Origin of the sequence: Allohoeflea poritis (genome assembly GCF_027889715.1) — a bacterium.
Classification (GTDB): domain Bacteria; phylum Pseudomonadota; class Alphaproteobacteria; order Rhizobiales; family Rhizobiaceae; genus Hoeflea_A; species Hoeflea_A poritis.
In genome coordinates this window covers 296,816-320,187 of sequence record NZ_JAPJZH010000003.1, presented here as the reverse complement: position 1 = coordinate 320,187, position 23,372 = coordinate 296,816, and the positions used below count along the sequence as shown (strand labels likewise).

The 23,372-nt window shown below is 59.1% G+C and carries 20 protein-coding genes; 9 read left to right on the top strand and 11 right to left on the bottom strand.

All coding sequences use genetic code 11. The features are described 5' to 3' along the window. Window positions 1-40 precede the first annotated feature (40 nt). Window positions 41-2,356 carry a molybdopterin-dependent oxidoreductase gene (locus OOZ53_RS06850; protein ID WP_271088619.1) on the top strand — a complete coding sequence of 772 codons (2,316 nt, stop codon included), beginning with the start codon at window positions 41-43 and terminating at the stop codon, window positions 2,354-2,356. 91 nt (window positions 2,357-2,447) lie between these two features. Here OOZ53_RS06850 and OOZ53_RS06845 read toward each other — a convergent pair whose 3' ends face one another. Continuing rightward, complete coding sequence (locus tag OOZ53_RS06845) at window positions 2,448-4,763, bottom strand: DUF3604 domain-containing protein (protein WP_271088618.1); 2,316 nt, start codon at window positions 4,761-4,763, stop codon at window positions 2,448-2,450. A 155-nt stretch (window positions 4,764-4,918) separates the two neighbouring features. Between OOZ53_RS06845 and OOZ53_RS06840 the strand changes: the two genes are divergently transcribed. From OOZ53_RS06840 to OOZ53_RS06825, 4 genes are read left to right on the top strand one after another with little or no spacing between them, the layout of a single operon-like run. After that, window positions 4,919-5,842 (top strand): tripartite tricarboxylate transporter substrate binding protein, encoded by a 924-nt coding sequence (locus OOZ53_RS06840; RefSeq protein WP_271088617.1) that lies wholly within the window; start codon window positions 4,919-4,921, stop codon window positions 5,840-5,842. 11 nt (window positions 5,843-5,853) lie between these two features. Next, entirely contained in the window at window positions 5,854-6,336 is a 483-nt protein-coding gene (locus OOZ53_RS06835) for a tripartite tricarboxylate transporter TctB family protein (RefSeq protein ID WP_271088616.1), read from the top strand. A gap of 18 nt (window positions 6,337-6,354) precedes the next feature. Then, a complete protein-coding gene (locus OOZ53_RS06830) occupies window positions 6,355-7,854 on the top strand; it encodes a tripartite tricarboxylate transporter permease (RefSeq protein ID WP_271088615.1) in 1,500 nt (499 codons plus the stop codon). Next, window positions 7,841-8,653 (top strand): GntR family transcriptional regulator, encoded by an 813-nt coding sequence (locus tag OOZ53_RS06825; protein WP_271088614.1) that lies wholly within the window; start codon window positions 7,841-7,843, stop codon window positions 8,651-8,653. The genes OOZ53_RS06830 and OOZ53_RS06825 overlap by 14 nt, the downstream gene beginning before the upstream one ends. Before the next feature lie 355 nt (window positions 8,654-9,008). Here OOZ53_RS06825 and OOZ53_RS06820 read toward each other — a convergent pair whose 3' ends face one another. From OOZ53_RS06820 to OOZ53_RS06805, 4 genes are all read right to left on the bottom strand, one after another. Beyond that, entirely contained in the window at window positions 9,009-9,377 is a 369-nt protein-coding gene (locus tag OOZ53_RS06820; protein WP_271088612.1) for a cupin domain-containing protein, read from the bottom strand. A gap of 3 nt (window positions 9,378-9,380) precedes the next feature. Beyond that, entirely contained in the window at window positions 9,381-10,364 is a 984-nt protein-coding gene (locus OOZ53_RS06815; protein WP_271088611.1) for an urea transporter, read from the bottom strand. Window positions 10,365-10,437: 73 nt separating this feature from the next. Then, window positions 10,438-11,106, bottom strand: coding sequence for a cysteine hydrolase family protein (locus OOZ53_RS06810; RefSeq protein ID WP_271088610.1), 669 nt, complete (start codon window positions 11,104-11,106; stop codon window positions 10,438-10,440). Between the two features lie 247 nt (window positions 11,107-11,353). Next, on the bottom strand, window positions 11,354-12,388 hold the full coding sequence (locus OOZ53_RS06805) for a helix-turn-helix domain-containing protein (RefSeq protein WP_271088609.1): 1,035 nt from the start codon (window positions 12,386-12,388) through the stop codon (window positions 11,354-11,356). Between the two features lie 51 nt (window positions 12,389-12,439). Here OOZ53_RS06805 and OOZ53_RS06800 point away from each other — a divergent pair, with 51 nt between their 5' ends. From OOZ53_RS06800 to OOZ53_RS06785, 4 genes are all read left to right on the top strand, one after another. Beyond that, on the top strand, window positions 12,440-12,748 hold the full coding sequence (locus OOZ53_RS06800) for a hypothetical protein (protein WP_271088608.1): 309 nt from the start codon (window positions 12,440-12,442) through the stop codon (window positions 12,746-12,748). A gap of 124 nt (window positions 12,749-12,872) precedes the next feature. Next, entirely contained in the window at window positions 12,873-14,564 is a 1,692-nt protein-coding gene (locus OOZ53_RS06795; RefSeq protein ID WP_271088607.1) for a multicopper oxidase family protein, read from the top strand. Window positions 14,565-14,582: 18 nt separating this feature from the next. Then, window positions 14,583-16,112, top strand: a complete 1,530-nt coding sequence (locus OOZ53_RS06790; protein ID WP_271088605.1) for a hypothetical protein — start codon at window positions 14,583-14,585, stop codon at window positions 16,110-16,112. 255 nt (window positions 16,113-16,367) lie between these two features. Beyond that, entirely contained in the window at window positions 16,368-17,756 is a 1,389-nt protein-coding gene (locus OOZ53_RS06785; protein WP_271088603.1) for a carbohydrate porin, read from the top strand. 23 nt (window positions 17,757-17,779) lie between these two features. On the opposite strand, the gene OOZ53_RS06780 is transcribed toward OOZ53_RS06785, so the two are convergent. The 6 genes from OOZ53_RS06780 to OOZ53_RS06755 are packed head-to-tail and all read right to left on the bottom strand — an operon-like array spanning window position 17,780 to window position 23,267. Beyond that, a complete protein-coding gene (locus tag OOZ53_RS06780) occupies window positions 17,780-19,036 on the bottom strand; it encodes a TRAP transporter large permease (protein WP_271088601.1) in 1,257 nt (418 codons plus the stop codon). Window positions 19,037-19,040: 4 nt separating this feature from the next. Further along, window positions 19,041-19,598: a TRAP transporter small permease gene (locus OOZ53_RS06775; protein ID WP_271088599.1), complete on the bottom strand. Its 558-nt coding sequence runs from the start codon at window positions 19,596-19,598 to the stop codon at window positions 19,041-19,043. A 5-nt stretch (window positions 19,599-19,603) separates the two neighbouring features. Further along, the gene (locus OOZ53_RS06770) at window positions 19,604-20,569 is read right to left on the bottom strand and encodes a TRAP transporter substrate-binding protein (RefSeq protein ID WP_271088598.1); all 966 of its coding nucleotides are present in this window, start codon (window positions 20,567-20,569) and stop codon (window positions 19,604-19,606) included. A 60-nt stretch (window positions 20,570-20,629) separates the two neighbouring features. Next, window positions 20,630-21,382, bottom strand: coding sequence for an SDR family NAD(P)-dependent oxidoreductase (locus OOZ53_RS06765; RefSeq protein ID WP_271088597.1), 753 nt, complete (start codon window positions 21,380-21,382; stop codon window positions 20,630-20,632). Beyond that, on the bottom strand, window positions 21,379-22,452 hold the full coding sequence (locus tag OOZ53_RS06760; protein ID WP_271088596.1) for a transketolase family protein: 1,074 nt from the start codon (window positions 22,450-22,452) through the stop codon (window positions 21,379-21,381). Before OOZ53_RS06760 ends, OOZ53_RS06765 begins: the two co-directional genes overlap by 4 nt. Beyond that, a complete protein-coding gene (locus OOZ53_RS06755) occupies window positions 22,449-23,267 on the bottom strand; it encodes a transketolase (protein ID WP_271088760.1) in 819 nt (272 codons plus the stop codon). The genes OOZ53_RS06760 and OOZ53_RS06755 overlap by 4 nt, the downstream gene beginning before the upstream one ends. Window positions 23,268-23,372: the final 105 nt, after the last annotated feature.

Here is a 23,372-nt window from a genome sequence, read left to right as displayed (position 1 = left end):
TCAGGTCCACGGCAGCACCGTCAGCCGAGTGGAGACGATAGTGGCGAAGCGTTACACCGCAGCGCATTGGGGAACCTACCAGGTGGCGGGTGAGGGCGCTTCGCTGCGTCTCGAAGGGATCGAAGACGATCCGGCGCCGTCGAAAATCGCTGATGGCTGGATCGATGCCGTTCGCGACACCGGTGTGCGTGTGCAAAGGCCGGCCATCCGAAAGGGCTGGTTGGAAAACCGCAGCACGGCCGACCGCTGCGATGACAGCTTTGTGGAAACCGACTGGGAAACGGCGCTCGACCTTGTTGCCGCCGAACTGAACAGGGTTCGCACGACTCATGGCAATGAGGCCATCTTCGCCGGCTCCTATGGCTGGGCAAGCGCCGGCCGGTTTCATCACGCACAGTCGCAAATGCGCCGCTTCCTCAACACGATCGGCGGGTTCACGGCCTCGCGCAACACCTATTCGCATGCCGCCGCCGAAGTGCTGCTGCCTTACATTGTCGGCATGCCCCATCGCGCGTTTCAGGACAATATGACCAGCCTGGCGCTGGTCGCGGAACATTGCGAGTTGCTGGTGGCCTTTGGCGGTATTTCCGCAAACACGGCCCAGATAACATCGAGCGGCACCTCCACGCATGAGGTGGAACACTGGATGGACAGGGCCGGCAGGAACGGCATGGTCGCTGTCAGTATCTCTCCGCGGCGTTCGGACTTTTGCGGTACCGGCCGGTCCGAATGGCTGCCGGTCCGCCCCAACACCGACACCGCGCTGATGCTCGGTCTTGCCCATGAGCTTTACCGCAACAACTGGCACGACCGGAATTTTCTGAACCGCTATTGCCATGGCTGGGAGGTGTTCGAGTCTTATCTGAACGGTTCCGTCGACGGTATTGAAAAAACGGCACAATGGGCGGCGAGGATATGCGGCATCGAAGCCGGCGCGATCACCGATCTGGCTACCCGGATGGCGCGCAGCCGGACCATGATCTCGGTCGCCTGGAGCCTGCAGCGCAGCGACCACGGAGAACAGCCGATCTGGATGGGACTGACGCTGGCGGCCATGCTCGGCCAGATCGGCCGCCCGGGAACGGGCTTTGCGTTCGGCTATGCATCCACGACCCCGGTCGGCCGGCCCAGGAAACTGATGAACTGGCCGTCTTTCCCGCAAGGACAGAACCCGGTGTCACAGGCCATTCCCGTCGCCCGTATCGCCGACATGCTGCTTCATCCAGGTGCCGGGTATCGCTATGATGGCGGGCATCGGACCTATCCTGATATCAAGCTCGTTTACTGGGCCGGCGGCAATCCGTTCCATCACCACCAGGATCTTTACCGGCTGGAGGAGGCGTGGACACGCCCCGAGACGGTGATCGTCAATGAGCAATGGTGGACGGCGACCGCCCGCCGGGCCGACATCGTCCTGCCGGCAACCTCGCCGCTCGAGCGCACCGATATCATGATGAACCGGCGTGACCCCTGCCTCGTATGGATGGACCGGTTGCTCGAGCCGATGGGCGAAGCACGCGACGATCACGACATATTCCGGGCGCTGGCGGAACGGCTCGGCACGCACGCCGAGTTCACTGAAGGCAAGTCCAAGGACGACTGGATCCGTCGGTTGTGGCTGGAGGCCGGCGAGGTGGCGCGCTACAATGGCTTTGAACTGCCGGATTTCGATGCATTTCGCGAGAACGGGATTTTTGAATGCCCGGATTGCGACGAGAACCGGATCCAGTTGGAAGCCTTTGTGAAGGACCCGGCCGGGGCGCCGCTTCAGACCGCCAGCGGCAAGATCGAGATCGTCTCGGAGCGGATTGGCAGCTTCGGGCTACAGGACTGTCCCGCGCATCCGTTATGGGTGGAGCCGGTGGAATGGCTGGGCCAGGACGGGGTTGCCGAAGGCGCGCTGCATCTCATATCCGGACAGCCCGCAACACGCCTGCACGGACAACTGGACAATGGTTCCCATTCACGCAGTCAAAAGATCGGCGGATGCGAGGCGCTCTACATTCATCCCGAAACGGCTGGGGAAAGGGGCATCGCGGACCACGATCTCGTCTGCGTTTCCAATGCGCGGGGAAAATGCCTTGCCGGCGCTGTACTCACAGACGACATACGGCCGGATACCGTAGCGCTTGCGGCAGGCGCCTGGTTCGATCCGCAATATTTCGACGGAGCGCGCATTGAGGTGAGCGGTAATCCGAATGTCCTGACCGGAGACAAAGGTTGTTCCGAACTCAGCCAGGGCAATATCGCACACACATCACTTGTGGAGGTGGCCAGATGGACCGGCCCGGTGCCACAACGCAGTATGCTCAAAACTCCGCTTGTGAGACAAGCGGAAGCGCCTTCCGCTGTTTGAGAACCCGCGTGTCGCCTGTCGGCCGCCGCTGATCGAATCGACCAGGAGCGGCAGCAAAATGGCCCGATCCTTCCTGCCACCACAGGGTGGATCACCCGGCCTGTCGAAAGAGGTAAACCGGACTTGACCAGGCCTGGAACCCATCTTCGGTGGTGACGCAAATCCAGATCGGGTTGTCCCCCGTGGGCTTGAGCGGGACCGTCCGGCGAAATGTCAGTTCGCGCTTCAATTCTTGATCAGGCAATCTGAAAACCCGTATTTTTCGATCCAGCCCGCCCGCTTCGCGCACGACGTCCTGCAGCCCGACAGCGTCGAGATCGAGACTGAGGTTACCGTGGTTGGTGTTGACCATAAGGTGGCCGCCGCGGCGGCTCAGCCACGCATCGAAGCCCATGAAGTTTCCGGTGGTCACAGATTTCCACACCACCGTATCCGAACCGCGCTGCTCGAGCAGCATGTCGGGATTCCATCTGTTGATGGTTTCGAAACGCGAAATCGTTGTCCCGGAAAACTGCGCCCTTCCACCCCAGTTTGTGTTGCGGCCGCGGCCGCGATACTCCGCACCGCTCCACAGAACACGGATGCGATCGCCCAGATCGGCTTCGGTGTAGGGCCTGATCGTCTCCAGAACCCGGACACCGTTGCGGATTTCGACACGTTCAATACCTGCGTGGGCACAGATCTCGACCGCCAGTTCGACTTCCGATGCATCCGTTTTGACGATGTCGCCCATCATCGCACTGCCGGTGCGGTATGTGGCGGTATAGGGCTCCGCGTCCGGGTTGCGCTCATAAAGCGTGCTTAACTGCGGCAATGCGACCCGTACATCCATGTGCATGCGACAGCCGGTAGTGCCGTAGTGGTGGCGACGCCTTTGAGCCTTGAAGATCCAGTCGCGGTCGTTCTCCTCGGTCAAGAAGCATGTCAGGCCGCCATAGGCACCGAAGACCGACGCCCCCGGATAGCTCGCGCCCGGCCGTCCCTTGTGGCCGTCGCTGTTGCAGACGATACCGACCCGGCGGCCCAGGTCGAAGCCGTCCGTCAGAATCCATTCGAAAGTGCCCCAGGCCGAATGGATCTCGACCGCCGTTTCGAACAACGGGTCGTGGTCGTAGTGGATGTTGGCATATCGGCCACCGACATGGGCGTACACCACCACGTCTTCATCCGTCTGCCTGAAGGCATGAAAAAGGTCGCTGAGCGTATGGGCGTCGGTTTCGATCCCGGACCGGTCTTCCAGCAGTGCGTGTGAGCAGCGGCGAATGGGACGCCCTTCGTGGCGGAAGAAAACGTTGTGGTCCCCACCCACTGCCGTGTTGCCCGACCATTCGTAACCGGGAAAAACGGTGAACCGGCCTGGTTCATCATATTCGGCGGTGAGCTGATTGAGGTGCGCCCAGAAGTCAGGTGTGATCTGAAAGTCGTTCGCCTGGTGGCTGGTCACATCGAGAAAGGCCTTGTTGCGTGCGAAATCCAGGTAGCTTTCAACCGTATTGGTGCCGACGGTCTCACCGGTCTGCCCATGCAAATCGCCCCAGTAGCCCGCGACCTCGCCCTCCCTGACGACCAAGGGGCCAGCCTCGGCGACTGTCCGGCCATCGATGGCGATCCCGATCCTCAGCAAGCCCGGTTCCATCACCCGAAGACCTTCCAGGGTCATGGCCCGGTCCTCCGGTTCATAGTGCAATTCCTCAGGAAGTCCCTCGACGGGGACGGACGGGTGAAGGGTCAGCCTGGCCTTCGCCTGTGCGGTCGGATTGCCCCATTTGTCTTCCGCCTTGATGCCGAAATGAAATGTCTCGCCCGGCCGGCGCAGGCTCGGAAGGACTCCGTGCCAGCTCTGCGGGGGGCCGGCGACGATCGGAACCGCCAGTTGGGTATCCGGCAGTTCGACGAAATTTCCGGTTGCCTGGACGTCAGCCATGATGCGGAATTCGCGGCCGCCCTCGGCAAAGGTCTGAGCGAGCATACCGGGCGAGCCCCCTGTGGTATCGCCGAAGATGACGGTTATTTCGTCGCCCTGCCGAAGATAGCCGCCGCGCTGGTACACAGTCAGAGTTTCGTTCCATGGTCGCTGTCCGCCATTGACATCGTATTTGAGTTGGAGACGGCCGTCTCCGCTGCTCGTTGCCGAGACAAAATTGGGGACCGCCGGATCCACCGTTTGCGGCCGTCCGGAATCGCTGACCAGGCGCCAGGCGATGCGGATCGCACCGGTGTCGTCAAGGCCGAGACTTCCGACGACATAGACAAGTTTGAGCGTGTGAAAGCTGCGCGCCTCGACGGGGGTGACCGGTTGCAACGTGGCGGTTCCATAGATCGCCGGGTCCTCGCCGGGCGTTGCTGACGGATGGTTGTCGCCAACCAGGTCGCGTCGAACGGGGCCATACGGACTCAATGTTTTCATAAGTGAACGTTCCCGGGAAAGTTGCCGACTCGACAAGCTTATTAAAACTATATAGTTTTGTAAATCATGGTTTGCTGCTCAGGCGTCAAATCGGGCGGGAATGCAGCGTTACTCGGGAGGAAAACATGAGAATCAATTTTGCACGTCGGAAGTGCTTGACCACACTTGCAACGTTTGGGCTGGGGATGGCGACCGCTCTGTGGAGTGTTCAGGCGCGCGCTGAATTTCCCGACAAGCCGGTGACCCTGGTTGTGCCCTACAAGGCCGGCGGAAGCACGGAAACCATGGCCCGTGTATATTCGGTCGCTCTTGGCAAGGCATTGGGCGCGAAGGTCATTGTCAAGACACGGCCGGGAGGCGGCGGAGCGGTCGGTGCGACGGAAGTGGCGAAAGCCGCTCCCGATGGTTATACCTTGCTCTTCGCCGCCTCCACATCATTGCTTTGGCCGCCTCTCACGCAGAATGTCGAATACGATCTGGACAGCTTCACCTATATCGGTCAGATCACCGAATATCAGCAGGCCATCGTCGCCAGGGCCGATGCGCCGTTCGACACGCTGGACGAGCTGATCGAGCATGCAAGGACGCATTCGCTCAACTACGCCGACCAGAGCGCCATGTCGCGGCAGTACATCAACTACATCGGCGACAGCGAAGGCGTGAAACTGACCGGCATACCAACCAAGGGCGGTGGCGAAATGGTGCCGTTTCTGCTCGGCGGCAAGATCGATTTTGCCTGGAGTGGCGGCATTCACAACCGCTATGGCGACAAGATGAAGGTGCTGGCGTCAATGAATGCCGGTCGCCTGCTGGCCGCGCCGGACGTGATGTCTATCCGGGAGAAATACAACGTATCGATGCCCAGTCAGGCGGTCATCGTCGCGCCCAAAGGCACGCCCGCCGACATTGTCGCAAAGCTTGAAAGCGCCATGGAAGCCGCCACCAGGGATACCGAATTCGTTGAACTGGTGTCGAACAAACTGAAGTTTCCGGTGATGTTCGTGGGCTCGCAGGCACTGACGCAGGATATTGCCGACACGGTCACCGGGCTGAAACAGGTCATCGACGCAACCAACTAAGACTTATAAAAATGGCTGACCTCCAACCAAAAACCAGGCTGGCAGCCATCGACATTGCGGCGGGACTGGTTCTTGCTGCGATGTCGGCCATTTGCCTGACCTGGATCATCCCCAATCACGTCGGAACCGGCGCCAGCGAAAACGACTTGTCGCCGGCGTTCTTTCCCCGACTGACCGCCTGGCTTTGTCTTGCGCTGTCGCTTTGCCTGGTTGCAGTGCAGGCCGCCCGCATCAACAGCTTGTCGGCACTGCGGACGGGCCTGGCCAAAGGGCGGTCAGTCCTTTTTGAAACCGTCGCCTGGGCAGCGGTTGCCAGCCTCGCCTGGTTCGCAATGTCGGTAATCGGTTATATGCCGACGGCGGCTGCTCTTCTGGTTCTTGGCGCCATTGTCTGCAGGTTTCGCCACGCGCTGGCCATTGCCGGACTGGCCATCGTCCTGCCGGCTGCCATCGATCAAATGGCATGGCTGATCTTCCAGGTCGACCTTCCATGATGCTGTCGGGAGGGTACGATGCTTGAGCAGTTGATCGCCGGCTTCGGCGCCGCTTTCACGCTGACCAATCTGTTGTTCATTGCGCTGGGCATCGCGCTCGGCATCGTTATCGGCGCGATCCCCGGGCTTGGCAGCGTGACCGCGCTGGCTGTCCTGGTGCCGATCAGCTACTACATGTCGCCACTGACGGCCATCGCCTTCCTGGTCGGCGTCAACAAGGGAGGAACGTCCGGCGGCGCGATTCCGGCAATCCTGTTGAACAGCCCCGGCACCCCGGAAGCCGCGGCCACCGCGCTCGATGGCCATCCCATGGCCAAAAGGGGCGAAGCCCGGCGGGCAATGAAATTTGCGCTCTACTCGTCGGTCACCGGCGACATGATTTCCGACATGCTCCTTATCGTTCTGGTGGTTCCGGTGGCAGCCATCGCGCTGCAGTTCGGTCCGCTCGAATTTACAGCCGTGCTGGTTTTTGCCTTCGCGCTGCTGGCTGGAATTTCCGGCGGATCGATGATCAAGGGTCTCCTTGCCATATTGCTGGGTGTGTTCCTTTCGACCATCGGGCTTGATCCGATGGACAGCTCGGCCCGCATGACGTTTGACAATGTCAACCTGTTCGACGGGCTGCCGCTGACGGCGGTCGCGGTCGGTTCGCTGGCCCTTGCGTCCGTGCTTGAACAGATTTTCGACCTGTGGCGGTCTGGCGGCGAGCGGTCGGAGGAGAACGACGGACCGACGGTGACGATCAGTTCGGCGCTGCCAGTGGCTGAATTCTTCAGCCACTGGCGAACCATCATACGCGGCGCGCTGATCGGCTCCGGTGTCGGTATGCTGCCGGGTCTCGGCGTGACCCTGGCGGCGTTTCTCAGCTACGGTGGAGCACGACGTACCTCGCGTGAACCGGAGAGTTTCGGCACCGGCAACCCCGACGGGATCGTCGCTACGGAGGCTGCAAACAGCGCCGTCGTCGGCGCCAACCTCGTCCCCACCATCGCACTCGGCATACCCGGCAACATCGCCGCCGCACTGCTGATAAGCGCATTCATCATTCACGGCATTGTGCCGGGCCCGTTCATGATGACCATGCATGGCGATCTGATCTATGCGCTGTTTGCCAGCATGTTGTTGGCGAACGGCATTCACCTGATAATCGGCAAGGCCGGGATTCCCGTCTGGGCCACCTTCGCGAAAGCGCCGCGGGGACTGATTTTGCCTGCGGTCGTCGTTCTGTGCATGGTCGGCGTTTATCTTCCCGGCCAGTCGATGTTCGACGTTGCGGTGATGCTGGCCTTCGGCGCCGTGGGGCTCGCGATGCGCCGCACCGGTTTCTCTGTGGTCTGCATGGTCATTGGGTTTATACTTGGCGGCATGTTCGAAACATCCTTGCGCCAGTCACTCTTACTTTATAAGTCAGATATCAGCGTCATAGTGGAAAGCCCCATCGCAATTGCGTTTTTCGGGCTGACGGTAATTCTGCTGCTTCGGTCCGCGTGGCAAGAGAGCAAGAGTGGGAACAGCTGAAAACATCGGCAAGGCACAGGCGGGCGATCTTCCGAATGCCGAGGAGCTGAAGGTCTGCCACGTGCTTGCGGCAGAGATGAAAGCCGTTTTGGCTTCTCAACGCTGCACCAAACGGACGGCCGCACGTTTGGCTATTTCAAACGCGATCCGTTCGAAGGTACTGAAACCGGGCGACTACCTTCCGTCCGAACTGGCGCTCACGAAAGTTTTCGACGTAAGTCTGGGCACGGTTCAGGCAGCCCTGCTGCAGCTTCGTGACGTCGGCCTGATCATTCGCCGGCGCGGCGACGGCACGCGTGTTGCGGCGCAAGAGCCCTTGGCCGAAACCGTCTGGCACTTTCGCTTTCAGTCCAGGGAAAGCGGAAAGCCTTTGCGCATCGCGGAGGAGAGCATTCAGCTTGAAACAGTCGACGATGCGGGCTTCTGGTCGGACCATCTGGGCGCTGACCGTGCCTGCTACAGGATCACGAGGCGGCTCCAGATGCTCGATGGAACCCGTGCGGGCGCCGATATGTACCTTCCATGTTCTCTGGCGAGCGGACTGGACACAGTCGACATCAATGAACTGATGATGACCAATATCCGGCCGTTTCTCGAGGAACGCCTGAATCTCAAGGTCACCGGGCGCGAGCACCTGGTGACCACGGTGATGCCGGATGCACAGACGCTGAAAACCTACCAACTGACGTCAGATGGGCCCTATTACGAGATCCACGCCAGGACTTGGTCCAGCGACAGCGCACCGGTTTACCACCAGCGTATCCTGGTCGCTGTCTGCGACTGCAATCTCAAATTCTAAAGCGCATTGCATCAGCTTTCGCGCAACGCATGTCCCGGGCATCGTGCACGCCCGGGACATGCTCAGAACCCACAGCGGATAGGGTCAGATCCGCGATGAGGTTCGAAACGCCCCTAAATTCATGCGGTTTCGATCGGCATGGATCCGAAAATCAAAACCTGCTGCCGATCGTGAAGCCAACGACAAGTGCGTCGTCCGCATCGAAAGGTCCGTCTGGATTGATAACGTATTGAATGTCGGTTCAACAAAGACGGCGGGCAGGACTTGTGCCCGGTAATTGGCTTCGGGGATCGTCTCCGAGCCTTGGCCGGTGAGCCGGATCGTGTCAGATATCCGGACCGGCTTGATTTGACTGCTAATCGGTTTCAACGAACCGCACCGGCTTTTCGTAAATCAGCAATGCCACGCAGCCGCCTCTGCTGCCCGGCGAATGTGCGGTTCCGGGCGGGTTGATGACAAAGCAGCCTTCCGGATAGTCGCCATATTCATCGAATTGATCGCCTTCGAGAACAAAAAGGTGCTCGTAGCCCACGTGTTCGTGCAGGGCGACCCTGGCTCCCGGTTCATAGCGCAGCAATACGGCAGCAGGCCCGTTGTTTTCCTCTTTGTAGAGCCAATGTGCGGTCACTCCCGGTCGGAAAGGGGCCCAATCTTCCGTGTCTCGTAACTGTTTTGCATAGTTGATCAGTTGGGGAAGTACTGTTGCTGTTTTGGGAGAAGTCATGTGTCAGTTCCCTGCCTGCGTTTTTGGTGATGCAATCGAATCCGTGGTTGGGCCGTCATTGTTGTTGCTGCCTTTGTTTTCCTGGAACCAATTGACATCGATCCAACCCAGAAGGAGCAGCAGCCAAGTGGTGAAAACAAACGGGGCGGACAGCGACTGAACACCGAAATGGGCAACGGCCGGTATCAGGATTGTTGCAAGAATTGCACCCAGGACGGCCAGGCGCAGCTTGGCGCCGCATGTCACATAGGCAGCCACGGCTGCCAAGACACCATTGAAACCATACAGACCCAAATTGACGCTCACAGGATCAACATCCCGGTAATAGTAGGACACGGCCGTTCCGATGACCGCGCCCATAACGGCGATCACCGCATGTCGCCAATTGCTCAAGAGAATGCCGGCAAGAAACAGCACCCCTGACAGTATCGTCGGTGAAAACAGCGCTTGACCGAGGCTGAACAGCACGGCCACCCAAGGTCTGAAAAGTTCCGTAGGTTCTGCCGAAAACTTCACCGGTTCCAGAATTTCGGTATACGGCGCAATGGCAGCAAGAACCCAGAATATGATCAGGAACGGGAAAACCAGAATTGGAAAGGGCAGGATTGCCAGCAACAGTTTCACCAGCAAGACTGCCCAGATCACGCACAGGATCAGCACGCCCCACATTTCGAGATTTGTCCAGCCGGTCTGGTAAAAGGCAGGAAGTGAAACCGCGATAAGGCTGGGATTGAGGCCCGGCAACCCGGTTTCGAGTGTTACACCCCGGTCTCCAAGCAGCATTCGGGCGCCGGGTGCAATGATTGCCGCGGCCAACATGTACGCCGCGGCAATCGGCGATGCAACGAGGACAGCTGCAAGGAAGAGTAATCCCGTTAACTCATTTGTCTGAAAGCAAAGTTGCGAACAGCCGCGCAATGCCAGGCGCCAGTAAGGAACTTTTCCGGGTTCGACGTGCGGAAACAATAAGTCAACCGGTTGGGTCATTGGCTGGTGTACGACATGCAGGTGACGTTCTGACGGAAGGGAAACCGGTCAAAGCCGCCTGCATGCTCCTCCTTTAGAGTGTTTCCAGCAGATCGAGAATTTTGTCCGACGTGCAGGTCCATCCGACGATACCGCCCTGAGCCACAACGGCTTTCAAAGTGGATTCCTTGAATTCGGGGAAGAAGCTGTCGGTTCCGTCCTCGACCAGGAGGCAGTCATATCCGCGGTCGTTCGCGCACCGCATGGTGGTCTGAACGCAAACTTCCGTCGTCACGCCGGTGATGATCAGGTTGGTGATGTTGCGTTTCATGAGATACTCATGAAAATTCGTTCCGTAGAACGTGTCCTTGCCAGGCTTGGCGACAACCAGTTCATGCTCCAGCGGCGTGCAATCGGGAATGAAATCCGAGCCTTCTTCTCCATCAATCAGTATTCGGCCCATCGGTCCGGGATCACCGATCTTTATCTTGGGATTGCCGCGATTGCGCTTTGCGGTCGGAAGGTCGGAAAGGTCCGGCTTGTGGCATTCCTTTGTATGGATAACCGGCAGGCCTGCTTTGCGAAACGCAGCCTGGAGCTTGGCGATTACCGGGATGCATGGCTGGATGTTGCCAAGATTGTTTCCGAGCGATTCGGCGAAGCCGCCCGGCAGGCAAAAATCGCGCTGCATATCGATGCAGACCAATGCGATGTGATCAATGTCGAATTGATATGGAAACGGCTTCGCATCTATGGTTGTCATTGGACCCACTCCTCGTGTTTCAAGGCACGATCGCCCCAAAGCCCCGGTCGACCTGGATTGCAACGCAAACAACCTTTCGTTTCGCTCTGATGCCGTCACGAAACGTCGGGCTGGTCGCGAATCAATCGACCAGAATGCCTGGGCTGATTGTCGGAATTACCCTGTCTTGCTTACAACCACATTGTATTGAACAGCAGTCTCAAATTATCATTGCTTTTTGTTTCGGTGAGACATTGGTCAATATCGGTCAAATGCAATTGAACCAGTCGCTTAGCAGAGAGGTGTTGAGCGAGGAAGCGTTCTGATCTGACGGCTGGCGGTGTGCCACTGCAAATCGCCGGTCTGTCATGACCATTCCGGGTGTTATGCCGAAGCGCTTGCGGAAAAGCCTGCTGAAATGTGATGTGTCATTGAACCCGATCCGGTAGGCAATTTCTTTGACGCGCCCGTGTGAAGGGCTTGCGGAAACAAGCTGATGAAAGGCGCGATCGAGACGACGCCCATTAATGTAAGCCGTTACTCCACCAGCATCGCCGAAGTCGCGATAGACTGACGGCCGCGAAACACCAAATGCGTCCAACAGATCATCGATTCCGAGGTCGGGATCCGATAGATGCCGGTCCAGATAAGATCGCATGGCAAGGCGCCGTTCAGTGGCGAATTTTTTCGCTGGAGTCGACTGCTTTGTCGTTCTGGGATTGATGATGCCGCGCACCAGTCCGCAAAATCCATTCGCCAGGGCTGCAGCTTCCTCCAGGTTGAGTTCCGGCAGGCGGCGCTGAATCGCGTAATAGCTCTCCCTCAAGACACTGCCAATGGCAGAACTGCCACAGAACATCATGTGCGCCGGGTGTTTTGCCGGATCATATCCGACAGCCTCATGCGGGATTTTAACACCCGAAACGACAGAATTTTCTGCCGCTGAGTGAAACTCTCGCGAAAAATCATAGATGTGCACTTCGCCTGGCTTAATGGCCCAGGATTGATCCACCAGGACACCTGCTGAACTCCCGGACCTGTATATCTGCAAGCTCAGGTAGTTGGCGTCCTGCAGGTGGTGGGCATGATGGCTGAAGGTCTGTCTCGAGAAGGAAACCTCAGTGAATATGAGATTGTCCACCAGCCAACCGTTCATGTTTTCCAATGCGCCGGCATCGTCCTCCAGAGGCGTCATATCGTAGACGCATCGAAGGGCTTCACGCCATGCATCGAAGCTGTGCTTGCTGCCCAATGACGTGCCATCGAATTTGAGAGCGGGAACCAGGTCATCTTGTCTCATCATGTCTGCGATTCTATCGAACAACGGATTGGATGATAGCTCCCAAAAGTCACAATGACCCGTTTTCCCCGTAAAGTTGTCCGGGAGACGGCTGTCACGACGCTGATCGCCACCGACAAGAGCAAAGGATTGAGCGGTGTCGAAATCCTCAATGCCACTATCGTGGCGTCGCGTTATACCGGAAGCCACAAACGTCAAATTCAGAACGGCCAATTGAGCGGCGACACGCGTTGGATGATTGCAGTGCATGCATTCGGCCACAATAACGACGTCGTCGGGATAGCAGAGGCTGTGCGGCTTCGCCTGACGTCGCAGACGGGCAGATTGTCGAGCCCGGTGATACGTTTGACCTACGAAATTTGAAACTGCTGTCTTGCTATAGTTCCTTGCGTTTTACACCCAAACTCTCGATTTTTTTTATCAGGTTTTGGGCGCGAATCGCGCCGCACAAAGCCGGGAGAGACGCCACCGGAGAGGGGCAATCGAGATGGATAGGGTAACACGTCGGGAAGTCCTCGGCGGTTCACTCGCGGCGGTGGCTGGCGTTGCGGGCACGTCGTCTTTGGCCAAAGCGGAAAGTGATACTGCATCCGTCAGCGGAGACGATTGGATTGTGCTCGAATGCGCTATCAAGGAGACGGTCCTTGACGGCAATCGGGTGAGGCTCAGGGCATACAATGACCAGATTCCCGGCCCGACAATTACAGCGACACCGGGAACGACGCTGCGAATTCGAATGAAGAATTCGTTGCCGCCCTACGATTCGTCCGCCTGGGGCGGCGACCACAATGTACCCCATGGCCTCGACCACACGGCCCTTCATCTTCACGGCATGGATGTGCTGCCGCATCTGTTCGTTCCAATTGGGACCTCCGAGCCGCTCGCGCCGATGATCAAGATCCCGCCCGGCGAACATCTCGACTATGTCTTCGAAATTCCGGAAAATCACCCTCCCGGGCTCAATTGGTATCATCCGCACAAACATGGTGCGACGGCGGTCCAGGCGGCAAGCGGAATGGCGGGGCCCCTCATCGTAAAGGGCGCTCTCGACGAAGTCCCGGAAATCAAAGCTGCTCGTTCGATCCCGCTCGTGATTCAGGACATCGGCCTGTTCCCAAGCGAGGATGACCCGGATTTGTGGACCTACGAGCCGGTTCAGAACGCCATCTGGCAGACTTATGGCGGATACGTCACCATTAATGGCGAAAGGACATCCCTGAACGGCGGCTTCACCACCGGCGATTACAAACTCCGGTACTACCTTCTCAATGGCGAGCCGTTTTTCAGAGAGACGCACAATGACCGTCCCAACGAAGATACAAGCCCGGTCCCAGCACAACTGACGCCGCAGCGCTTCACCCTTGCACCGGGTGAGGTGGTTCGTTTCCTGATGCTCAACGGCAGTTCGGACAATCTCATGCCGATTGTCGTCGACGGGCATGAGGTCCACCTGCTTGCCATGGATGGGGTGAATTTCCCGCAGGTGCGCAGCATTCCGGCGACTGGTTACAGTGAAACCGACGGACAGCTTCTCCTGGCGCCAGCCAATCGGGCCGAATTTCTGATCAAGGCAAACGCAACGCCCGGCGTCTATCAGATACGCCAAATCCCTCACGATCGGCAGTTCCTCGAAAGTGCGGCCAAGGTGGTCGCGGAAATCGAGGTGAAGGGTCCGGCACAGGATATGGCGCTGCCAGACGAACTGCCGGTTCCCTCGCGCGAATATCCGTTGATCGAACCCGAAGAGGTGAGTCGTGTCCGCCAGATCGTCTTCACCGGCAGCGTTCCCGGGATCATCAACAAGGTCGTCGGTGGTGATTACCTCATCAACAATGCGATCTACAGCGAAATGGAAGTGCCGACCGTCGTCGATCTGGGCGGCGTGGAAGAATGGCATTTGTCGCTTGAGGACACCCATCACGGGGGTATCGAGGGACATCCCTTCCATATCCATGTCAATTCATTCGAGGTGGTATCGATTGGCGGCATCGAGCAACCGCCGGGCCTGATCCAGGATACGATTTGGGTCCCCGTAAATGAAACCGTTGTCGTGCGCATGCGCTTCAAGGAGTACGTCGGCAAGGCCGTCTACCACTGCCATATCCTGCCGCACGAAGACACGGGCATGATGCAAAACTTCCTGATCGTCGATCCGGCGTCCAGACATGACCACTCATAGAAAAAGGGAACGATAGCCATGAGACTGACCAACATCCTCAACCGATCAGTATGTCTTTGTTTCCCGGTTTTTTGCATTTTCACGATTGGCGCACCTGTCAGCGCGTTGGCTTCATCGGATGATGAACGCAACGCCCATGCGAAACAGGGCTGTGTGCGGGGCGAATTCAAGGATTACTACCTGCAAGGGGAGGGTGGCGATCCGCCGGCCGACTATACCGGTCGGGTTTTCAAGTTAAGCCAGGACTACCCTGACAAGCTGCCACCCAAGGAAGACTATCCGTGGATGGCGATAGAATTCGAGAACGGCGCTCCCTCCGATCCGAAAACCTACCTGGCTGAACTCCTCAAATATGGTCTGGAGGGTAACGTCGAGGTCGATTTTTATGTTGAAGACAACAAGGTCCGGTCCTGGTACTCGATGCCCTGGATGGATTGGAACTCCGAAGTCGCAGCCGACTGGCCGGGGACCGACGGCCGCGAGTTCGTCCATGGCCTGACCCACGAATTCGATTCCAATCCGAAGACACTGTCGACACTGCAGACCAAATCGGTCGATACCTGGTCGGGCGCCTACTACAACGACAGAGGCGCTTTCGGTATTGGCCAGGTTTATTGCGATCCCAATTCGCCTGACCCGTCGGCGCTCAATCCCGATCCCGCCGGACTGAACAATTTTGCCGACGGTTCCTACATCATCAAGCTTCTGTTTTCGACAATCGAAGAAGCCCAGCTTCCGACCATGAAGGATGCTCTCGAGTGGCAGGCGGATATATATGTCGAAACAGAGCCGGCTGTCCGCAATCAGGGGCCGATCTCGCGCTATGAGAGGAAGGTCCAAAGCGTCCGCCTGTTGCAGATCGATGTTGCCGTGCGCGATGATCGCAGCTTTTCCGGCTGGCTTTTTGGAACGTTCGCCTATGACGGCACCCGCAGTGGGGCAACGGTCTGGGATCGCATGGTGCCCCTCGGTCTCCAGTGGGGAAACAGCCCCAAAGTCACATATTCGCAGACGTGTGATGCCGACGGAAACTGCAGTCAGGAAAAACTGACGGAGCAGTGGATTGACGAGGAAGCGCTCAAGGAACTGACGACCGCTCCCGTCACACTCGATCATCTCGGCTACGGTGGCCGTCTCGCCGGTCCGGTCGACAATCCGCAGGCTTCCTGCATGGGGTGCCATCAGACCGCCGGCTTCCCGCCGGTCGCGATCTTGCCGGAGTTCTCGACCCTCGGCCCCATCCTGGGCCTGGACGATTCGAAGACAGCCGGCGATCATCAGGATTTTCGTATGACGTTCTATCGCAACGTTTCCGCCGGGGCGGTGTTCAGCGACAGTCAGCTGTATTCGTCGGACTTTTCCCTGCAACTTTCGATGAGCCTGAACAACTTCGTATCGCTGCGTTGCTCCGTCGACGTCGCGGACAAGCCGGCGATTTGCAAGACGTTGACGGACTGGGCGGATGCGATGCGCACTTATGTCAACAACGTTCTGACATTTGGGACCCCCGGACCCGGCGGTGCGCCTCTGGCTCCGAGAAGCGAGTAGAAACCATTTTGGGACGAGCAGGATGCAGAAACGCATAAGGCGTTGCCGTACAGACAGGATCGGCGTTTGCAATATTCGAACGCCGGAACCCTGCGGTGTGATGAAGACGGCGTTGGAAACGCCATTCAAAACCGGTTCGCATTGCCGCTTCTCCAGGCTTGCAGCTTCCTGTTCATGAATCACAAATCGCCCGCGACCCTGCCACGGCGTACGGCAAGACGGGTCACCGGGCAAAAGAAGGGCCAGAGTAGTCCAATGTCGGCACATTTGCAGAAACTTCGTTTCCGGGCCTTCGGCTCCACACTGGCGATCATGGGATTAACGGCCGGGGTGACCCCTTCCTGGGCGGATATCAATCCCTGGATAAAATCCAGCCAGTTTAATCCCGCAAGATGGGACACGGCAGGACCGGAAACGGCGACACCCTGGCTGCACCCCGGGACGTGGACGCCCGGGCAGGATTGGGGGTGGTTCTCCGGCAATCTGCAAGCTCCCAATGTATTCGGAAGCTGGGGCGGCCTGCGCGACGATCTGGAACTGATGGGTATCTCGTTTGCTGCGGCTTACTCCGGCCAGTTTGCCGCAAATCCCATCGGTGGGCAGACACCGGACGGGGCAAGCTGGATCGGCAGCTGGAACTTCGGGACGTTCGTGGATTTCTCACGCCTGCTTGACATTGACCAACGGACATATTTCACGGCCTCGTTCAATTTGGGTACCGGCAATATCGGCCTGACGCCGAACTACATCGGCAACCACTTTCCGGTTCAATTGTCGTCATCAGGAGAGGCCGGGCCTTCGACGCGTCTCGTTCATCTCGCCCTTGGCACACAATTGTTCAACAACACCACGGAACTGGTTGGCGGCCGGATCATCACGGGCGAGGATTTCGCCACGCTTGCCACAGCCTGTACATCCCTCAACCAGGGGATCTGCGGCAACCCGATTGCCGGGGCGAGCAGTATTAACTTTCCAACCTATCCGAATGCTGTCTGGGGCGGCCGGGTGAAGGTGAAACCTGGAAACAGCTGGTATGCACAGACTGGCGCATATCTGGTTTATCCGACCCTGGGAGATCCCAGCGAACACGGTGTCGAATTTGGCGTGCCCGACGGGTCGGGCGTTCTGGCCATTTCGGAGGTTGGTGTGAATGTCGGTAACAGGGCATCACAAAGCGGATTGCCGGGCACCTACAAGGTCGGCGGCTATTTCGATACCGAGCGCCTGACCAATCTGGAGACGGGTGACAGCGAGCGCAACACATGGGGCATTTACGCGATGGGCGAACAGATGCTCTACAGCGCGGACGACAGCTATTCCAGGGGATTGTGGGCGTGGCTCGCACTCAGCTACGCGCCGCCCGACCTCAATGAAATCATGTTTATGGCCGCCGGAGGCCTGAGCTATGTCGGACCTTTCGACAGCCGCCCGAACGACAGCCTGTCCTTTATTGCCGCCACGGGCGTGTTCAGCGAGCACTTGGCCGGCCAGACTGCGGAAACCATCCTTGAAGTCAACTATCGCGCCCAGCTCCTGCCGGCGTTCTATGTGCAGCCGGATGTGCAGTTCGTTATTAATCCTGACGGCAAATCCAGCATCGACGACGCCGTGGTGGTAGGCTTTTCCGTCGGCGCGACATTTTGAACCCAATTGCGTTTGGTCCAAATTCAGTAGATCGTCAACGCCGGTACGTAGCTCACGAGGACGAGCACCAGTACGGATACGAGGTAGAAGGGCCAGAGCTCGACCACGACTTTGCCGATGGTCGTTCGGGCGATGGTCGCCGAGATGAAGAGCGTCGTTCCGACCGGTGGCGTATACAGCCCGATCGCCAGATTGATGACCATCATCAGGCCCAGCTGGACCGGGTCCAGTCCGATCGCCTGCGCAATTCCGATAAACAGCGGTCCAAGCAGCAGCATGGCTGCCGGCAGGTCGAGGACGGTTCCGACAATCAGCATGATGATGTTCATCGCCAGAATGACCATCCAGGCCTTGTCGAGATTGCCGACAATCCAGTCGGTCAATGTCTGCGGCACCTGCTCCAGCGTCAGAATCCATTGAACGACCGACGACGCCATGATGATCAGGAGCACGGCGCCGGTCATCACTGCGGTCTCGGTCAGCGCGCGAAGGATTGTTTTCGGATCCAGGTCCCGATAGACGACCGATCCGATGAAAAGTGCATAGGCTACCGCCATTACGCTGACCTCGGTTGGCGTCGCCACCCCGAAACGAAGCGTCCCGATAACAAATACCGGCATGACCAGAGCCGGCAGGGCTTTCAGGGCCTGGCCGCGCCACACCGAGAAACCACCAAGAAGGGGTGACGGCGGCAGGCCGCGACGCACGGCCGTCAGCCAGCACGCCCCCAGCAGCCCTGCGCCGAGCATGAGGCCCGGAATGATGCCGGCGACAAAAAGATCGATGATCGACGTCGATGTCACGAGGCCGAACAGGATGAGGGGAATGGAGGGCGGAATGAGCAGCGAGATCGTGGCAGACGACGCGTTGATGGCGGCGGCAAAGGCCGGCGGATAGCCTTCCTTGACCTGCACCGGGATCAGCGCGTTTCCGAGCGCGGATGCGTCCGCAACGGCAGACCCGGACACACCACCGAACATGACGGAACCCAGGATGGAAACCTGGCCCATGCCGCCGCGGACGCGGCCGATCACCAGCTTGGCGAAGGCGATGAGGTGGTCGCCGATCCGCCCCGACATCATCAGGCTGCCCGCCAGGATGAAAAACGGGATGGCCAGCATCGGGAAACTCTGGGTCGGCGTATAAAGACGCTGCATGATGACCGCCAGCGGCCGCCCCTCGACGATAAGGGCAATTGCCGCGCCGCCGAGCAGGGCGAATGCAATCGGCATCGAGAGAACAACAAGAACTGCGAAGGCCCAGCCGACGATTATTGACATCGTGTCAACTCAGGCTCTTTTCGGGGGCGTTGCCGTCCAGGTAAGGCGCGCCAAGGAGGAGATGCACAAGGTCTATGGCCGAGACGATGGCAACGGCGACAAAGGCGACAACGAGACCCGACATGCCGTAAAATTGCGGGATACCGGTTTCCGCCAGCCGCATGAATTTCGATGCGTTGAGGATGGGCGTGGCCGTCCAGACCACGACCAGGCAGATCAGCAAGACGAGGCCATTGACGCAGGTTCCGATCAGGCGCCGGGAGCCGAGCGGGACGAGATTTGCAAACAGATTGATTTGAATGTTGCGGCCGAGGCAGCTGGCAACGATGATCGCGCCGCCGACGGCCCAGGGAAACAGGATGTAGGGAATCTCGTAAGCCCAGGATATGCCGCGATCAAAGGCATAGCGCAGCACGACATTGACGAAAAGCGCAACGAAAAGCGCCGAAAGCGTCGTGGAGAAGATAGCGATGCCGGCATAGAGGATCAGCCGCCTTGCGGCCGACAAAATGCGCTCGACGGGGCCGGCGGACCCCGTCGCTTTGTCGTTGCCGTCATTCATGACACTCAGTTGCCGCGCAAAAGGTTGACGATGTCGCCATATTTGTCGCTGTAGAGGTCATAGACCGATGCCGTGGCCTCGGCGAAAACCGACTGGTCCACATCGAGGAATTTGGCACCTTCAGTCTCCATCTTTGCCCGCAGCGCCTGATTGTCGAGCTGCGAGCGGCCGCGCTGGTACCATCCCGCCTGGGTGACTGCGTTGCTGATACAGTCGCGGTGCGCGTCAGGCAAGCCATTCCACCAGCCAAGCCCGGCAACGACCGGGGTCGTTTCGTATTTGTGGCCGGTCATGGAGATAAAGGGCGTGATCTCATGCAGCTTGGCTGAATGGATGTTGGTCAACGGGTTTTCCTGGCCTTCGAACGCGCCGGAGCGCAGAGCCGAGGGCAGTTCCGACCAGGCAAGCGGTGCCGGATTGGCGCCGAGCGCATTGAACATCGCCAGGGTGACCTCGTCCGGGGGTGTGCGTATTTTCATACCCTTAATGTCATCAGGCGATGCGATATGCTTGCTGGTGTGTGTGACGTTGCGGATCCCGTTGTCCCAATATCCGACGACCTTCATCCCGGCGGCCTGGGCTTTCTGGTCTATAAGCGCGCCGGCCTCGCCATCCAGTGCCTCCCAGGCATCATTGAGACTGGAAAACAGGAATGGCAGGCCGAGCATGCCGACTTCGGGCACGACCTGACCCATTGCACCCTGGGAGTTGGCCGACATTTCGATAACGCCCGACTGCACGGACGTGATCATTTCAGCGTCATTTCCCATCGTCGCGGACGGTGCCACATTGACCGTGAGCTCTCCGCCGGTGCAACTGGAAACGAGCCCCGCGAACATGTTCGCGGCGTCATAGCGCGGGTTACCGGCGTTGGCGCCGTGGGCAAAAACCAGTTCGGCGGCATTGGCTGGAGCCGCCAGGCCGATGGCGACTGCCACCGCCGCGGCGGTTGACTTCAAATGGACATTCATTGCTTCCTCCCTTCAGTGTAAGGCTCCTGGAGCCCGATCAATTCCTCTTTCGCTGGACCGCTAGTGAATAAGCGAGCCTCCGTTTACATCGACCTCTGATCCGGTCACGTAGGACGAGAGATCCGACGCAAGAAAAAGGCAGCACCCGGCCACATCCTCGGCGGTGCCGACACGGCCCATCGGAATGCCTTGCAGGATCTGTTCGCGCATCGCGTCCGTCAGTTTTCCTTCGGTGATATCCGTCGCGATAAAGCCGGGGCAGACCGCATTGGCGCGAACACCCTCTGGCGCGAGTTCACGTGCGATCGCCTTGGTCAGGCCGAGAATTCCGGCCTTTGCCGCCGAGTAGTGCGGCCCGCCGAAAATACCGCCGCCGCGCTGCGCGGACACCGAAGACAGATTGACGATTGAACCGGATCGTTGGCGGCGCATCTGCGGGATCACCGCCTGGCTCATATAGAGTGTTCCGCGGAGATTGACGTCGAGCACGGCATCGTAGTTCTCCGGCTCGATCGTCATGATTTTCAAAGGTTGCGTGATGCCGGCATTGTTGACCAGGATGTCGATCCGCCCCCAGGCCGAAAGCAATCGTTCGGCGGCCGTTTCGCATGCCGCCTTGTCGGTGACGTCGCAGGCGAGGCCGACATGCCCGTCACCCAGCTCCCTTGCCACGTTCTCAGCGGCCGTGGCCTCCAGATCCAGAACGCCGATGGTCGCTCCATGGGCGGCCATAAGCGTGGCGGTCGCCTTGCCCAGCCCGCGCGGCGAAGCCGCACCCGTAACGATGGCAAACTTTCCCGAAAGCAGCTTCATGACGCTGACCCCTCGTTTAACCAGGCCCTGGTCCGCGCCACGATGCGGTCGACGGAAAGGCCGTATTGATCATGCAGGGTCGGCAGCGCGCCGGCATCGAGAAACTCATCCGGAAGTCCGATCTGGCGGAACGGTTTGCTGACGCCCGCGCGCATGAGGCAGGACGCGACCGCTTCCCCGAGGCCGCCGATGATTGAATGGTTCTCCGCCACGATCACAAGCTTGCCGGCAGCGCGCGCCGCTTCGACAATCGTGGTGACATCCAGGGGCTTGATTGTCGGCGAATGCAGGACAGTACAGTCTATCGCCTCGGCTTGCAGGCGCTCGGCCGCGTCCAGAACCCGCATGGTCATGAAGCCGCTTGCGATGAACAAGACGTCCTTGCCGTGCCGCAGGTGTTTCGCTTTGCCGATCTCGAACCGGTAGTCATACGACGACAGAACGTCCGGCACCTTGCCGCGCAAAAGTCGAAGATAAACCGGACCCGGATGTGCGGCGACGGCCGGTACGGCCTGTGCGATCTCCGTCGCGTCGCACGGATCGACAATGGTCAGATTGGGCATTCCACGGAAGATTGCCAGATCCTCGGTCGCCTGATGGCTGGGTCCGTAACCGCTGATCAGTCCCGGCAGGGCGCAGGCGATCTTGACGGGCAGGGCCTCTTCCGCAATGGCCATGCAGATGAAATCATATGCGCGCCGCGATGCGAAGACCGCATAGGTGGTTGCAAAGGGTGTGAAGCCTTCGCGGGCCAGGCCTGCGGCCGCCGAGAACAGCAATTGCTCCGCCATTCCCATCTGATAGAAACGATCGGGGTGTGCTTGGGCAAAGACGTGCAGGTCGGTGTATTTCGCCAGATCGGCGCTCAGGCCGACAATATCCGGGCGGGATGTGGCCAACCCGGCCAAAGCATGTCCGAAAGGTGCCGAAACCGACTCGCGGCCTTCCGCGTCGAGCGATGCGATCATGGCGGATGTGGTCAGCCTTTCGCCGTCGCCACGGTCGGGTGCAAGCCGCGGTTCGTATTTGGGTTTGCGCCTGGAATGCGGCGGAGCCTTCGTAATCTTCATTGCGGCATCGCCTCATCCAGAACGGCAAGAGCCTTTGCCCACTCGTCCGGTTCCACGCGGACGAAATGCGTTATCTCGCGATCTTCAAGGAAGGGGACGCCCTTGCACATCCTGGTCTGGCAGATGATGACGCGGGGCCGGGAATCGCCAAGGTCGCGTGCCCTGTCGAAAGCCGTGACGAGTTGGCCGATGTCGTTGCCGTCGACACGCTGCGCATGCCATCCGAAGGCCGTCCATTTGTCTTCGATCGGCTCGGCGCACAGCGCGTCCGTCGCCCTGCCGTCGGCCTGCTGGTCGTTGAAATCGACAATGGCGATGAGATTGTCCAGCCCGTGCTGGACCGCCGACATGACCGCTTCCCAGGTCGATCCTTCACCGAGTTCGCCGTCGGACAGGAAATTGTAGACAATGGCCGGGTTTTTCTTGCGTTTGAGGCCCAGTGCCATTCCAACGGCGATGCCCAGGCCATGGCCGAGCGAGCCGCCGGTGATCTCCATTCCCGGTGAGTATGCCGCCATGCCCGACATGGGCATGCGACTGTTGTCCATGCCGTAGGTCCCGATCTCTTCTTCCGGCAGAACGCCGGCTTCGATCAATGCGGCATAGAGGGCTATGGCGTAGTGCCCGATGGATAAAAGAAACCGGTCGCGCCCTTCCCATTCCGGATTGTCGGGGCGATAGGTAAGGACGCGGAAATAGGCGACGGCCAGAATGTCGGCTGCCCCCAGCGCCTGGCCGATATAGCCCTGACCCTGAACCGCGCCCATGCGTATGGCGTGCCGGCGAATATTCCAGGCACGTTGCTGCAGGCTCATATTGGCGCTCAAATGCCCTGCGGGCGGCGTTGTCACCTGCCTTTCTCCTTCCCTTGTTTTCGCGCGATTGTGCTTTTCCGGCCGGCGGCGCGCAAACGCGAAAAT